Here is a 16447-nt window from a genome sequence, read left to right on the forward strand (position 1 = left end):
GGTCTCGGACTCGTTTTTCCGGAGGGGTCGGCCGTGCGCCGTTTGTCACGCCGTGAATCGCAAAAGCCGTTGGGCCTCGGGGGCGGTAGCCTTCCTCGGCGCGCGGCCGGTCGTGTGCGGAGCGGGGCGGCGAGATCGAACGGGACGTCAGGCTCGGTGCGGCGCTGGTCTGTTGCGTTGCTGTCGTTGGCCCTGCTGCAGACGGTGGCGCTCCAGCCCGCAGAGGCCTTCGCCCGGGAACACGCCCCGTCGCCCGCCGCATCGGTACAGGCCCCCCAGGTCCCGCAGCAGCGTTCGGAGGACGCCGGCCGGCAAGGGCACCAGGTCGATGCGAGCGAGACCTCGCGCCACGCCGGCGGCGGCGTGGCGGCCGGGCACACGCCGGCTCCGGGGGAGGCGCCCGAGAAGACGGACCGCCAGGACGGCGGCAAGCCCCACGCGCCCGCAGCCCCCGAGCCGGTGAAGGGCGAGCAGGTGACGCCCCCTGCCCTGCCCAGGCCCCAGGCGAGCAACGCGGACGGCTCGCCGAAGAGCCAGGGCGAGGCCGCCGCAGGGCAGGTCGCGCCGACCAAGGACTCGTCGGCGGCCTGGGTCGGCCCGACCGATCCGGCCGGCGGGGCCACCGAGGTCATCGGAGCCAGGACCTCCACCACCTCGGTCTTCCAGAACCCCGACGGCACCAAGACGATGCGCGTCTACAGCCAGCCGGTCCACTTCCGGAAGCCCGACGGGACCTGGGACAACATCGACACCGGTCTGTCCCGCCGCCGGGACAACCGGTGGGCCGAGGCCGCCAACGACCAGGCGCTCAGCTTCTCGTCGAGCGCCGACGGCACCGCGCTGATCGACTGGACCCTGGACGCCGGCCACCGGATCTCCTACACGCTCCAGGGTGCCAAGCCGGTCGCGGCCACCGCCGCGGCGAACACGCTGACCTACCCCGGCGCGCTCCCGGACTCCGACGTCGTCTACAACACGCTCGCGCAGGGCATCAAGGAATCGCTCGTCCTGCACAGTGCATCCGCCCCGGTGACCTGGGTGTTCCCGTTGAACACCACGGGCCTGTCGGCCTCCCTGGACCCCTCCGGCAACGTCCGCTTCACCGACGAGGCCGGCAAGGTCAGGATGACCATCCCGCACGGGTTCATGGAAGACTCGGCGCTCGACCCGCACTCCGGCGAAGGGGTCACCTCCAACGCCGTCACGTACAAGTTGACCACGGTGGACGGCAAGCCCGCCCTCCAGATGGACCTCGACACCGCGTGGCTGAAGGACCCCAAGCGCGTCTTCCCGGTGAAGGTGGATCCCACCGGGCAGATCAACGGCACGCGTTCGACCTACATCGTGTCGAACAGCGCCACCAACCACGCGAGTGAGAACAGCCTCAAGACCGGCAGCTACAACGGGGGATCGTCCTACGACGTCAGCTACCTCGTCTTCGACTCCCTCGGCTCGAACCTGGGCAACATGTACGTCCAGAAGGCCGAGCTGGACCTGAACGCCATCTGGAGCGGCGGCTGCCAGTCGCGGGACGTCGCCGTGCACGCCATCACCTCCGCCTGGGACCCGGGCAGCGTCAACGACTTCTCCCAGGTGCCGTTCGACCCCGCGGTGCTCGCCTCCGACAACTTCACCGCCCCCAACAGCACCTACTGCCCGGGCTCACCCGTCACCGTGCCGTTCAACCTCGGCGGCGACCCGACCACGGCCGGAGTCCAGCTCGTCAACAGCTGGACCCACGGCGCGGGCAACTACGGCTTCGCGCTCACCTCCGACGCGAGCGACATCCAGGCCTGGAAGCAGTTCGACAGCGTCAACACCCAGCACCCGCCGTTCCTGAAGCTCACCTACGTCGACTGGGCGGCCAGCTACTCGATCCCGCCGAACTACATTCCGCCGACGGCCGTCACCGCGGGCTCGCAGCAGGTCACCATGACCAATCTCGCCGCGAACTGGTGGAACTCCAACAGCATGCGGGTCAAGCCGAGGTTCTTCGACGCGAACTGGCACGAGTTCTGGCCCGGGGCGGGCACCACCACGGGCGTTCCGGGGCTGGTCAAGACCGGCGACACCGTGACCTTCACCGCCACCATCCCGCCGATGGCCCCGGGGACCAGCTACCAGCTGTGCTGGGACGGCGTGGTGAACGGCACGTACTCGCTCAGCGACGACTTCGGCATTCCCTACCACTCGTGCACGTGGGTCGCGGCCAAGAACGTCGACCCGCAGATCGACATGATGGTGCCGCTGTCCAACTCCGTGGTCAGCACCCTGTCCCCGCAGCTCTACGCAAGCGGCCATGACCCGGACAACTACCCGGGCACCGGGGTGGACTACAACTTCCGCGTCTACACCAATCCGTCCTCGGGTGACCCCCAGCTGATCGCCGAGTCGGGCTGGCAGCCGAACCAGACCTGGGCCGTGCCGGCCGGGAAGCTGGCCTGGAACAGCAGCTACCAGTGGACCGTCATGAGCGGGGACCACATCGGCGCGAGCCCGTGGTCGGGGTACGCGACCTTCTCCACCCAGCTGCAGCAGCCCGTCATCACCTCCCATCTGGGCGGGGCCGCCAGTGACGGCGCGGGGCACGACTTCGACGCCCACGTGGGCAACTACACCACCGCCGCGACGGACGCGAGCGTGAAGTCGGTCGGACCGGCCCTGGCCGTGACCCGTTCGTACAACTCCCTCGACCCGCGTACCTCCACGCTCTTCGGAGCCGGCTGGACCTCAGCCTTCGACATGCAGGTGCAGCCGGACGCGGACGGCACCGGGTCCGTCGTCCTGACCACCGCCAACGGACGCACCGCACGCTTCGGGCTCGGAGCAGGCAACGTCTACACGCCGCCGCCGGGCGAATTCGCCTCCCTCACCAAGGTCGACGCCGGATTCGACCTGACGGCCAAGGACGGCATCGTCTACCAGTTCCACACCCCCAACGGCAGCGCCTTCGCACTGTCCCGGGTCACCGACGCGGCCGGCCACACCCAGGACCTCACCTACACCAACGGCAGGCTCGGCACGGTCAAGGACAACGCCTCGGGCCGGGCGCTGCACTTCGAGTGGACGACGGACAACCGGCACGTCGCCAAGGTGTACACCGACCCCACGACCGGGACGGACTGGAACACCGCCCAGACCTGGACCTACACGTACGACAGCGGCAACCCGGACCAGTTGGACAGCGTCTGCACCCCGCCGGCCGGAACCAACACGACCAGGCCCTGCACGACCTACACCTACACTCCCGGCTCCCACCTGCGCTCGGCCGTCCTCGACTCCGCCCCCGTCTCGTACTGGCGCCTCGGCGAGTCCTCCGGCACCACCGCGGCCAGCGAGGTGATCGAGAACCAGGGCAACGACAACGCGACCTACTCCGCCAGTGGCGTGACCCTGGGCACCCCGGGGCCGGCGGCATCCGCGACGGCGGCGACCTTCAACGGAACCACCGGCTACGTCACGCTGCCGCAGACCGCGCTGGCCAGCTCGTCCTACACCTCGGTCGGACTCTGGTTCAAGACCACCGGCTCCGGCGTGCTGTTCAGCTACCAGACGGAGAACTTCCCCGGCAGCGGCACCACGGCGGGCGACTACACCCCCGCGCTGTACGTCGGAACCTCCGGCAAACTCCACGGCAAGTTCTGGGCCGGCTCCTCCAACCCCATGCAGTCGTCCAAGACGGTCAACGACGGCCAGTGGCACTTCGCGCTGCTGTCCGCCTCCGGCGCCTCCCAGACGCTGTACCTCGACGGCCAGGCCCAGGCGACGCTGGCCGGCCCCGTCCTCGCACCCGGGCAGCGCGCCGGCGCCATCGGCGGCGGCTTCACCAGCGCCTGGTGGCAGGACAGCCCGTTCACCGACTACACCGGCCGTGCCAGCTACTTCACCGGCAGCATCAGCGACGTCGCCTTCTACAACCGGACCCTCGGCGCCCCGACCGTCCAGGCCCTGTGGCAGGCCGGCAGCCAGCCCTCGACCGAACTGTCCGGCCTGAAGCTCCCCTCCGGCAAGACCCAGCTCGCCGCCGCCTACGACACCACCAAGGACCGCGCCTCCCAGATCACCGACGGGAACGGCGGCACCTGGAAGCTCGGCAACCCGACCGTGTCCGGCTCCTCCCAGGAGTACCGCGGCCAGATCATGGGCTCGCAGCCCGCCGGATACTGGCGCCTGTCGGAGAGCCAAGGCGTCCAGGCCGCCAACCAGGTCTACAGCCCCCGGCCCACCCCCAACAACGGCACCTACTCCGACGTCACGCTCGGGGCCGCCGGACCGATGACTGGCTCCACCGGATCCGCCTCCTTCAACGGCAGCACCTCCTGGACCGAACTGCCGGCCTCCTACGCACCCCAGTCCGGCCCGGGAACGCTCGGCATGTGGTTCAAGACCAGCAGCCCCGGCGTCCTGCTCAGCTACCAGTCCTTCCCTCTCGACGCCCCCCACACCCCGCCGGGCCCGAGCTGGAATCCGGCCCTGTACGTCGGCACCGACGGCAAGCTCCACGCACAGCTGTGGACCGGCGACGCCTCCCACACCATGGCCAGCGCCGCCACCGTGAACGACGGCAAGTGGCACTTCGCCGTGCTCTCCGCCGACAGTCCCACCTCCCAACAGCTCTACGTGGACGGCGCGCAGAGCGCCGGACCACTGACCGGCACCATCACCCCCAACGGCGTCGAGCACGTCTTCGTCGGCGCCGGCGCCGTCTCCCTCGGCTGGCCCGCCGCGCCCAACGACGACTCCGGCCACTTCAACGGCCAGATCGCCGACGTGGTCGCCTTCCCGCGCGGCCTTGACAGCGGGACGGTCGCGAACCTCTACCAGCTCGCCACCACCAGCGGCGCCACCCAGTACGACGCGGCCGTCGTCGACGCCCACCCCACCGGCTACTGGCGCATGGGCGACACCACCGGCAACCAGGCCACCGAGCTGATCTCCTCCGCGGCACTGGCGCAGAACCGCGGCAGCTACCACTCCACCACCTGCTGCCAGAGCGGGCCCTGGGCCTCCGGCACCTCCACGGCCACCGGCTTCGACGGAACCACCTCCTACATCCAGCTGCCGGCCAACACCGCGCCCAAGGCCTACAGCGCCACAACCGTGGAACTCTGGTTCAAGACCACGAGCCCCGGCGTCATCTACGGCTACCAGGACTTCCCGCTCGGCGCCGACCATCCGCAGGGAAGCAAGTGGAACCCCGCCCTGTACGTCGGCACCGACGGCAAGCTCTACGGGGCCCTGTGGACCGGTGACGCCGCGAACGCCCTGGCCACCCCGACGACGGTCAACGACGGCGCCTGGCACCACGTCGCGCTCAGCGGCGACAACAACGGCCAGACCCTCTACCTCGACGGCGCCAAGGCCGCGGCCAGCACGGTCGGCAGGCCCATCACCTACAACGGATCGCCCTACGTCTACCTCGGCGCCGGCACGGACGACGGCAACTGGCCCAACCACCCCACCGACGTGAGCGGCCACCTCAACGGCGCGATCGCCGAGTTCGCGATCTACAGCTACCCGCTCACCGCCGGCGCGGTCGCCGCCCACTACCGGGCCGCCACCACCCCCGGCACCACCGGCGGCCTCGACGCCGCGGGCGCCTACCGCGCCACCGTCGTCCAGGCCGGACCGATCCAGTACTGGCGCCTCAACGACCCGTCCGGCTCCTGGTACGCCGCCGCCGAACTCGGCACCGCCATGCCCGATCTGACCGCCGGCACCTACAGCAACGTCACCCTCAACGCCAACGGCCCGTCCAACGACTACGGCAACCAGCGCGCGGCGGTCTTCAACGGCACCACCTCGCAGATCCAGCTCCCGTCCAACGCCGCGCCCACCCACGGCCCCGCCAGCATGGAGCTGTGGTTCAACACCACCAGCGGCGGCCCGCTCTACAGCTACCAGGACTTCCCCGTCGGCTCCCCGCTCGGCAACAGCTGGAACCCGGCCCTGTACGTCGGTTCGGACGGCCACGTCCACGGAGAGTTCTGGATGGGCCAGGGCGCCGTCATGACCTCCGACCGGACCGTCAACGACGGCAAGTGGCACCAGGTGGTCCTCGCCGCCGACGACAGCGGCCAGACCATCTACATCGACGGACAGCCCAGCGCCTCCGACACCACCGGGCGCAAGATCACCTTCAACGGCACCCCGTACGTCTACCTCGGCGCCGGCACCACCACCGGCTGGAACTGGCCCGGCGGCGGCGCCGACCACTTCACCGGCAGCATCGCGGAAGCCTCCTACTACACCAGCCGGCTCGACGCCGCCACGGTGGCCGCCCACTTCAAGGCCATGGGCAACGGCGGCACCGCCACGCCCGTCACCACCGCCAACGTCACCGACCCCACCGGCAACACCCTCTCCTACCGCTACGACGCCCGCACCGCCAAGCTCATCGCACAGAGCGACGCCTGGGGCCACACCACCCGCTACACCTACGACACCAACGGCTTCCTCCACACCGTCACCGACGCCGACGGCCACACCGTCACCACCGGCCACGACGACCGGGGCAACGTGCTCTCCCGCACGACCTGCCAGGACACCACCCACTGCCACACCAGCTACGCCCACTACTACCTCGACACCACCCCGGACCACCTCGGCGCCGTCAACGACACGGTGACCGACCGCAGCGACGCCCGCTCCAACGGGCCCGGGGACGCCACCTACCGCACCCAGTACACCTACGACCCGGCCGGCGAGCTGCTGTCCACGACCGTGCCCGCCACCCCGGACTTCCCCCAGGGACGAACCTCCTACGTCACCCGCACCAGCGGCAGCGAGACCGCCGTCGGCAGCGACGGCAACCCGACGACCGGAACCCAGCCCGCCGGGCTCGTCACCTCACAGTCCCCGTACGTCGACCACGCCGCCTACCCGAACCCCTCGGCGGTGCCGGCGAACCTGAGCACCGTCAACTCGTACAACGCGGCCGGCGACCTCACCAAGACCGTCAGCCCGCTGGGCCTGATCACCACCTACACCTACGACAACCTCGGCCGCCTCACCTCCAGCACCGAGGCGTGCACCAACTGCGGCCAGGGTCAGACCCCCACCAGGACCACCACCACCTACGCCTGGGACGGCCAGGGCAACCCCCTCACCCGCACCGACCCGGCCACGACGGACGCCGTCACCGGCACCGTCCACACCCGACAGACCACGACCGCCTACGACACCGACGGCAACCCCCTCACCCAGACCCTCGCCGACCTCACCGGCGGCGACGCCCCGCGCACCACCACCTGGGCGTACTCCGGCACGACCAGCCACCTCACGAAGGTCACCGACCCGGCCGGCCGCTCGACCAGCTACACCTATGACAAGTACGGCAACAAGGTCTCCAGCACCGACGCCGCCGGCACCACCTACAACTACGACTACGCCCCGATGGGTTGGCTCCAGCAGGTCACCATCGCCAACTACACCGGCAGCCCCACCAACCCGGTCGCCGCCCGCGCGCAGATCGTCGAGTCCCGCGCCTACGACCCCGCCGGCCGCCTGGCCAGGGTGACGGACGCGATGGGCCGCTCCACGCACACCTACTACAACGACGACGACACGGTCGCCGAGATCGACGCCGACGCGTTCCACAACTTCGACCCCGTCGCGAAGGCCTTCGACGGCACCGAGCGCAACGTCGTCCTGCAGCAGAACACCTACGACGCGGCAGGCCACCTCACCCAGCGCGTGACCGGCGGCGGCAAGACCACCGTCGCCAACACCTGGGACGCCGCGGGCCGCGCCACCAGCACCACCGTCGACCCCGGCGGCCTCAACCGCACCAGCAGCAACACCTACGACGCCGCCGGCCACGTGCTGCGCTCCACCATCACCGACGGCACCCAGACCCGGGAGACCGACCTCACCTACGACGTCGCGGGGGACATCACCGCGCAGACCGCCAAGAACCCGCCGCAGGACTCCACCACCACCTTCACCTACGACCAGCGCGGCCTGCCGCTCACCCGGACCAACCCCGACGGCAACGTCAGCGGAGCCAACCCGGCTTCCTACACCGTCAGTTACTCGCACGACGCGGTGGGCCAGCAGACCGTCACCACCGAACCGCCGGTGCCCACCACCACCCTCAACCCCGCGACCGGGCAGCCCCTCACGCTGACCGTCGCCCCCGAGACCCGCACCGGCTACAACACCTTCGGCGAGACCGCCGAAACCAAGGACCCCACCGGCGGCATCACCACCACCACCCACACCTTCGACGCCACCGGCGAACACCTCGCCGTCGCGAGCAACACCTACACCGCCCCCGACGGCAGCGGCACCTTCACCGCCGTCACCCGCACCGACTTCGACACCATGGGCCGCCCCAAGGTCCTCACCGACGCCAAGGGCAACACGGCCACCAACACCTACGACCAGCTCGGCAACCTCGTCGAGAAGGACTTCGCGGCCATCAACGGGGTGACCCCCAAGTGGCTCTACACCCAAGACCTCGACGGTGAGACCCAGTCGGTCACCGACCCGACCGGCGCCGTCGTCCTGTCGACGTACGACGACCTCGGCCGCCCAGTCACGATCAGCAAGCAGGTCCGCCAGACCGCCCACGGTACGAGCGGCGGCAGCCCCGTGGTCTACACCGGAAGTTTCGGCTACGACGACGCCGGCAACCGCACCACCGTCGTCACCCCCAACCGGGAAGTCACCCTCAACTCCTACGACGGGGCGGGGGAGCGGGTCAGCACGACCGACCCGCTGGGCAACACCACCACGACGACGTACGACCTCGTCGGCGCTCCCGTTCGCACAACCGCGCCGGCAGACGCGCCTGGCCGGAGCGGACGCGCCACCACCACGACGTATGACCAGGTCGGCCGTGCGGTGAGCGTCGCGAGCCTCGACGAGAGCGGGGCAGTGGTGTCGACGAGCCGCATCCAGTACGACGCTGACGGGAACGTCCTGGCATCCACCGATGCCGACGGCAACACCCGACACACCGAGTACAACGGACTCGGCCAACCGGTCCGCCAGATCCAGCCGGTGGACGCCACCCACAACATCACCACCACACTCGGCTACGACGCCGCGGGACACCGCACCGTCTACACCGACGGCAACGGCCAGAACACCTACTTCACCTACAACACCCTCGGATTGCCGGAGTCCACCGTCGAACCGGCGACCCCCGCCTACCCGAACCCCGCCGACCGCACCTACACCACGGCATACGACCCGAACCTGCAGCCGGTCACCGTTCTCAAGCCGGGCGGCGTGAAGATCCAGAACACCTACGACCCCGCCGGACGAATCACCGCCCAGAACGGCAGCGGAGGCGAGATGCTGACGCCCACCCGCAACATCGGCTACGACCTCGCAGGGCGGATCACTTCCGTCTCCACCCCGAACGGTCCGCAGACCTTCAACTACGAGGACCGCGGAATGCTGTGGACCAGCTCCGGTCCGCAGGGCCAGGCGAGCTTCACCTACAACGCGGACGGCCTCCTCGCCTCCCGCACCAACGCGGCGGGCACCGCCAACTTCGGCTACGACGCAGCGGGACGCCTGAAGTCCTTCACCGACCCGCTCACCACAAGCACGGTCGGCTACGCCTACAACCCGTCCGGAACCCTGCAATCCGTCAGCTACGGCAGCAGCACGACGCGATCGTTCACCTACGACGGGAAACAGAACCTCGCAAGCGACACCCTCAGCACGTCCGGCGCCACCAAGGCGTCCGTGACGTACGGCTACTACCCCTCGGGCCGACTGAAGACCCAGAACACCACCGGACTCGCCGGCACGCCGAACGCGAGCTACACCTACGACCAGTCGGGACGGCTGTCCACTTGGAACAAGGGGGACAGCACCACCTCCTACGGCTACGACGACAACGGTAACCTCACCAAGTCAGGTGCCACGACCGCGACCTACAACCAGCGCAACCAGCTGCTCACCGCAGGGGCGAATACCTACACCTTCACCCCACGAGGCACCAGGTCGTCCGTCAGCAACGGCAGCACCACCTCCACGGCCAGCTACGACGCGTTCGACGAACTCGTGACACAGGGAGGCCAGACCTACTCCTACGACGCGCTCGGCCGACTCGCCTCCACCGCCGGCCGCACCTTCGGCTACGACGACGCGAGCAACCACCTCGTCACGGACGGCACGGAGACCTATAGCCGCACTCCTGACGGCGGTCTCGTCTCCGTCGGCGCCGCCGGCGCCGCCAACTTCGCCTACAGCAACCGCCACGGCGACTTGGTCGGCACATTCACCGCCAACGGCACCGCCATGGCGGGGGTCGGGGCCTACGACCCCTGGGGCAAGCCGGACGGCACCGCCACGACAGGCAGCAAGATCGGCTACCAGGGCGGCTGGACCGACCCGGCCAGCGGCCAGGTCAGCACAGCCAGCCGCTGGTACGACCCCGCCACCGCCGAGTTCACCAGCCGCGACTCCGCCCAACTCGCCACCGCCACCTCATCGGCCGCCAACCTCTACGGCTACGCGAACGGCGATCCGATGAACGCGGCCGACCCCAGCGGACACCGCGCCTGCGTTCCGTTCCCGGTAGCGGCCCCGAGGGGCGGCGGCGATGGCGGAGGGGACGATCAGGACCCCACACCTCCGGCCGAGACCACGCCTCCGCCTGCTGACGCCCCGGCAACGGAGCCTGCCCCGGCGCCTGCCCCGGCGCCGGCCCCGGACTACGGGCTGGCAGCCAGCCAGGAGTACGACATCCAGAAGATGCTGGAGCAGCAGCGCCTCGACAATGCGATGCATCCCTTTGGCTACTCCAGTGGGTCGCTTGATGTGCCGTCATGGGGGGTTTACGCTTCTCCGCTCGGTGCCGGAGGAATCCCGGAGATGTTCGGCAGCATCCCGTGGGGAGGAATCTTCGAAGGGGGCGCTCTTGCCCTGAACCCGTTCTCCCGGAGCAGCTGCGACACCCCCACCGGCCACCATCACCCACGGCCGCACGGCGGCGGATCGACGAGCCCGAGTCAGCAGCGGGTCGACCCCCACACGCTCAACCCCATCCAGTGCACGAGCTGCTCCACCCCCACCCCTCAGGGCACCCCGCTCAACGGCCCTCAGAACGGCCTGACGCAGCAGGGTAATCCCCAGCCTCTCGCTGGTGCTGGCGGTCTGAATCAGCCGGCCTTCCAGCCGGGTACGGCTTCCTCAGCTGGGGCAGGTCCGGGATTGCCAGGAAGCAAAGACGATGAGACACAGCCAACCTGTCTTAGTCAGCGCCCGTTCGGCGCGGAGGATAACGGGCCGGATGGCTGGACCTATTACGACAGCACGCTCCCAGGAGGGCGAGCTCAAGGAGCTGTCGCATGCATGTACATGGAAACAGGAAAGGGGACCAAGGCCGATCCCAATAGTCCGGGCATGGATAGTGCGAAAGGACGAGCAAAAGAACTCTTTCCCAATGTCCCGGGAGCGCTGGTTAATAGCTGCCACCTGATCCCTGATGCGCTGGGCGGGCGGGGTGTGCAAGCAAATCTCTCTCCCTGCTGGGCAACTCCAGTAAATGTCGGGAAGATGACTCGGGTGCAGTATTATGTGAAGAAACAGCTCGATGCGAAAAATGTTGTCAAGATGGCCGTTGCTCTTGATTACATGAGCAGCGAGAGCACTACTGCATTTCGGTATCGCTATACCATTGAAGTCCGCACCATAAAGGGTGAGCTTGTCGACTATTATGATCCAGAAATATATAACGATAAACTTGGATATAATCTCGATTCGGGATGGTAGGGCCAGCTGATGCGAAGCGATGTAGCTCGCTTTATGGAGCTTGCGGGAATGGTTGCCGCAAGTGGAGGTGGGGCGGTGCCGTGGCACCTGGCCCCGCTCGCGGTAGGAATCGAATTCCCATCGGATTATCGCGAATTTGTTGACCAACTTGGGGCTGGAGAGATTCGAGGGGATCTTGTTATTATTTCTCCCATCCCGCCTTTTGATCTCGATGATGGGAATGATGGCTTCTCGAGGATGGTTGCAAGGACATCGCAAGACATTGGTCTTGAATTCAAAGAGTTGAGGAACCTTGACTTTGCGCTCTGTCCGTATCCGATATATCCGGAGCCTGGTGGGCTTTTGGCCTGGGCCAGCAACTACTCGGGCGATATTTGTTTCTGGCTCACCGAGGATAGTGATCCTGACCGGTGGCCCGTTGTTTTCTGGCGTAGGGGTAGCTTTCCTGATGGCTGGGGTCGCCGCAATATGGGTATGGTGCAATTCCTTCTGGCGATTCTCTCGGACACTGAAGGGGAAATTTCGGATTTGGCCTCATCTCCTTCCGGGCGGCCCGTTTGGGTATCGGATGGTGGCAGTTAGGAAGCGCGCGCCACAGACACAGTTGCTGCTTTGGTGCGCCCCCGTCCTGGGGCTCACACCGGCCGCCGGGAGGTCATGACGTTGCCGCCCCACGTGTACCGGATCACCAAGTACGACCCCGCCGACCGCGACGAGCGGGGCGTGTACACGGGGCCGCAGGAGGCGGTCAGCGACCACGGGCCGGTCGAGGCCGCCTACCTGGAGGCCGTCGCCGCCTTCGCGAAGGAGAGCGGTGTGCGGCACCTGTCGATCCGCGAGCCCCAGGCCCCGCCCGGCTTCGCCCACTTCGGCCTGGAGCCGCCGGTCGAGGGCGGCGGCCTCGCGGGGCTCTTCCCGCCCGACCTGACCGGCTTCCACGACGGCGCCCGGGTGCCGGTCGCGGTCGGCCTGGAACTGGTACGGGCCATGCTCCGCGACAGCGGCGCCTGGTGCCGCCTGGAGAGCGAGCCCGACGCCTTCCCCGAGCCCGGCTTCGCCGTGCACGTCGGCTGGGACCAGTACGTCTACGTCAGCAGCAGCGCGCCCTGCCCGGCCGCGGTGGCGCGCACCCGCGAACTGGGCCTGCACCCGGAGCCGTTGGACGCTTCCCCGTACGAGGCCGAGTTCGACGAGCCGGGCGAGCAGCGCCCCGCCGATGACCACTTCTGGTCCTGGCTGCGCCGGTGCGTGGCGACCGGCCGGGCGGCGCTGCTGGAGGAGATGCACATCGACAACGCCTCCCGCTGGCACCGGCTCGACGGGGGAGCGATCGACGCGGTGCGCGCCAGGCTGGCGCCGCGCGCCCGGCTCGCCGTCTGGCCGGACCTGTCCACCGACGTCGCGGCAGTGCTCACCGGCCTTCCCGAGGAGGGCCTGGTCGAGTTCGTCCGGGAGGGCCACGACGGCCGGATCATCAGCGAGGTCGACGACCCGGAGGAGTTCAGGTCGCGGGCCGCCGAACTGTCCCAGGCCCGGGCGGCCGTCGTCCTGTCGGTGTACACCGGCGAGCGCAGCCCACTGTTCACCGCCGTGCTGCCCGACCCCGACGGCGTCCTGCGGGCCCGGTGGCGCACCGAACCGACCCCGGCCGACCGGGACTGGTCCTTCCTGCGGACCCTTCGTCGCGGCCGGATCGTGACCGCCGTGGTCACCGGGACCACCGGCTCCGGCGTCCTCGTCCGCATCGAGGACCGGCCGGACGGACTGGTCGGCCTGGTCCCCACCGCCGAACTCGTCCAGCCGGCCGCGGGCGCGGTCCGGGCCGGTGAGCTCCTCACCGTGATGATCACCGAAGTCGACCCCACCCGGCGCCGGATCACGCTGTCCCAGGCCCGGGCCCGCCCCGCCTGACGCCCGCCCCGCCTTCACCACTCCCGCGCCGCCGCCAGCAGGTGCTCGCGCACCAGGGCGACGTGCGGGTTATGGCCGTCATGGAGCGTGAGGTGAAGCAGGCTGCGCTCGGCGGACAGAGCGTCCTCTACGTGGTCATTCCGAAGTACAGGTCCGACGCCAGTAAGGTGCCCTACAAATTCGTCCTGAGCGCTCGCGGCTACTACGCCAACGGGGCGGCGGGAATCAATCGTGACATGGAAGTCGACAACACCTACGGTGTGGGCGGCGTCAATCTCGGTGACGTGATCAAGTGAGGGATTCTGGGATGGCAGCAGCTGGGAGTTTTGACGGCAGTGACGGGCGTAGGGCCGTCGACGAGTTGACGGCCCTGGTCGCCGCTCCTTCGGGGGGCGGGAGTTCCATCGACTGGGGTCGGGTTGCGATCGAATACGATCACGGACTTCCCGACGACTACAAGGAGTTCATGGAGGTCTACGGGGAGGGTGTGTTCGACAACTTCCTGTCCGTGGTACCCCCGATTCCGGAGGCCTACCCGAACGACCTCAGTGCGACGGTGAAGGGGGTGACCGACGACGCCCAGTTCACCGGAGAGGAAGAAGGGTTCTCCGACCCCGACCTTCTGATCGGATGGGGTTTGACGACGGACTCCGACCTGCTGTGCTGGTACGCCGATGGCGACGACCCCAACGATTGGACGACTGTCCTGTGGCGTCGCCACTGGTCCGGCCCGGACGCGTGGATGCGGTTCGACTGCGGCATGGTGGATCTGCTGTGCCGGTACGTCCGGCAAGAAATTCCGCAGTTCTGGATCCCAGATCTCAGGTATTCGGGGTCGCGCTTCAACCGCTCTCGCGACATCAGGAGGTACCGGGGCACCGGAACTGATCTCTGGGGCCCTGAGCCACTCGCTGGGTGATTCCTCTCGGTAGCGTCGGCTTCAGGGCCGTTGCAAAGTCCCGGTGAGCACGTGAGTCCGCAGGTCGCGGCGCTGCAGGGATCCAGGCTGGGTCGTCACGAATGCAACGAAGCTCCGGTTGAACCAAGGCCACGAAGTTAAGCGGTCGACGGATCTGTCAACGGGGAAGGTTGTGCTGGCTGCTGGTGATCACTGAGGGACCAGGCTGGCGCGAGTGCGTAGGTCGCGCGGGCGATCTTCTGTAGAAGGCCTTCCCTTGCCCAGTAACCGAGTTGGGCACAGACGCTTCTGTAGTTCGCCCATCCCAGCACCTTCGCGATCTCGGTAGCGTGCCAGGTCCGGTCGGGGGCGGCCCGTAGAAACCGAAGGAGCTGGTTCCTGCGGCCTTCTCTAGCCTGTCCGTCCCCGCTGGCGCTCGCCGCCGTGACGCCACACTTCGAGGTCTCACGGTGGATCTCGATGTCCAGATGTGCGATCTTCTGGCTGGTCAGAGGATGCGCCGTGGTCGGGTTGGCCGGATAGCGCGAGGTCGGGCACTTCACCTTGCGGGCACTGATGCGCGGGCGGCGGCTGGGAAGGAGAGCGGCCAGGACCGCAGCGGCGATGCTTCCGCTCACGGGGGCGCCCGGACTGTCGGGCAGAACGCCGACTGCGCGGACCACCAGGTCGCGGGCCGCTTGCAGCGCGACGGTGAAGCTGGCCCGGTCGGGATCGGTTCCTGGAACGGACTCGACCGCGTCCACCATCGCCGCCCGCAGCACCTGATAGAGGACCAGGAGGGCCCACAGCTCCTGTTCCAGACCCGGCATGTCGCACGAACGCAGCACCCGGCCGGTCAGCAAGGTGTGGCGCAGGGAGTAGAAGGCGGACTCGATCTCCCAGCGCTCATGGTAGAGACGGACGAGTGCTTCGGCCGGATCGCCCCGGTGGTCCAGAAGGGTCGTGGCCAGCCGGTAGCGGCCGCCGATGCGCTGTCCTGCGCTGGTGGTGACGGTGATGTCCGCCTCGATGATGCGCAGGTCCAGGCCGTTGAAGCGGGTGAGGTAGGAGCCGTCGGGCAGGGTGGCCAGGATGGCGGGACGGCGCTTGGAGCTGATCCGGACCAGAAGCTGGGCTCCGGTGTCGGCAACGGCGCACAGGAAGTCGTCGCCGTCGAAGCCCCGGTCCGCGAGCAGGAGCATCTGCGGCGACAGCAGTGGCATAAGCAGCATCGCCTGCGTTGTCTCCCCGGTGCTGGTCGGCCCGAAGACGCCCCCAGGAGTCCGCGGGTTCCCGTCTCGCACAGGACTGTCAGCCGCAGCACCGGGTAGCCGGCCATGCCCCAGTGGTGGCGGACCTTGCCGAGGAGGGAGCGGATGCGTGGCTGGTCCGGGGTCTTGATCGAGCTGCAGCCGTCAAAGGCCACCGTCCGCCAGGGCCGGTAGCTCACCCCGGGCGTCGAAGGACGGGCCAGTGGCCCGGCCAGGACCTCGAACAACGCCCGCAGCGGCGCCGGCCCGAGGCGTCGCCGCAGGTCCCGAAGCCCCTTCTCCGAGGGCGCACGTAGATCCAATCCGTGCAGGCCCGCGACAAGCTTGTCCCACACCCGTCGGTAGCCCAGCGCGGGGAACAGCCCCAGCGCGAGGAGGAAGTACACGCCCACGCGTGAGGGCAGGCAGCGCAAGCGCGCCTGGACGGCGCGGGTCCGCTCCAGCACGTCGTCGACGAGTTCGAAGGGAACGTACTGCGTCAACTCGCCCAGGTGCCCTGGAGCGAAGACGCCCTCGGCGACGGTGATGGTGCGTGTCAACGTGGTGGTGGCAGACTGATCGGGCAACGGGACCTCTCGGAGCAGGAACGTCTTGGTCGACTTCCCTGCCTCTACCAGAGGTCCCGTTCTCG

Annotated in this window: 5 protein-coding genes and 1 pseudogene; 5 read left to right on the plus strand and 1 reads right to left on the minus strand. The window is 68.5% G+C overall.

The window, feature by feature from the left end:
- Positions 1-186: 186 nt before the first annotated feature.
- From ACWCYO_RS07390 to ACWCYO_RS07410, 5 genes are all read left to right on the plus strand, one after another.
- A complete protein-coding gene (locus tag ACWCYO_RS07390; RefSeq protein WP_449783681.1) occupies positions 187-11736 on the plus strand; it encodes a LamG-like jellyroll fold domain-containing protein in 11550 nt (3849 codons plus the stop codon).
- A 9-nt stretch (positions 11737-11745) separates the two neighbouring features.
- Positions 11746-12318 carry an SMI1/KNR4 family protein gene (locus tag ACWCYO_RS07395; protein ID WP_449783682.1) on the plus strand — a complete coding sequence of 191 codons (573 nt, stop codon included), beginning with the start codon at positions 11746-11748 and terminating at the stop codon, positions 12316-12318.
- 75 nt (positions 12319-12393) lie between these two features.
- Positions 12394-13647, plus strand: coding sequence for a S1 RNA-binding domain-containing protein (locus ACWCYO_RS07400; protein WP_449783683.1), 1254 nt, complete (start codon positions 12394-12396; stop codon positions 13645-13647).
- A gap of 41 nt (positions 13648-13688) precedes the next feature.
- The gene (locus ACWCYO_RS07405) at positions 13689-13943 is read left to right on the plus strand and encodes a hypothetical protein (protein WP_449783684.1); all 255 of its coding nucleotides are present in this window, start codon (positions 13689-13691) and stop codon (positions 13941-13943) included.
- Between the two features lie 11 nt (positions 13944-13954).
- Positions 13955-14566 (plus strand): hypothetical protein, encoded by a 612-nt coding sequence (locus tag ACWCYO_RS07410; protein WP_449783685.1) that lies wholly within the window; start codon positions 13955-13957, stop codon positions 14564-14566.
- 137 nt (positions 14567-14703) lie between these two features.
- Here the strand turns inward: ACWCYO_RS07410 and ACWCYO_RS07415 are convergent.
- Positions 14704-16382, minus strand: a pseudogene (locus tag ACWCYO_RS07415) (IS4 family transposase).
- Positions 16383-16447: the final 65 nt, after the last annotated feature.

This window comes from Kitasatospora sp. NPDC001683 (assembly GCF_053596495.1).

Excerpts from the sequence above, each read along its gene's own strand:
- ACWCYO_RS07400 (WP_449783683.1), top strand. The coding sequence starts at position 12,394 with ATGACGTTGCCGCCCCACGTGTACCGGATCACCAAGTACGACCCCGCC.
- ACWCYO_RS07410 (WP_449783685.1), top strand. The coding sequence starts at position 13,955 with ATGGCAGCAGCTGGGAGTTTTGACGGCAGTGACGGGCGTAGGGCCGTC.
- ACWCYO_RS07395 (WP_449783682.1), top strand. The coding sequence starts at position 11,746 with ATGCGAAGCGATGTAGCTCGCTTTATGGAGCTTGCGGGAATGGTTGCC.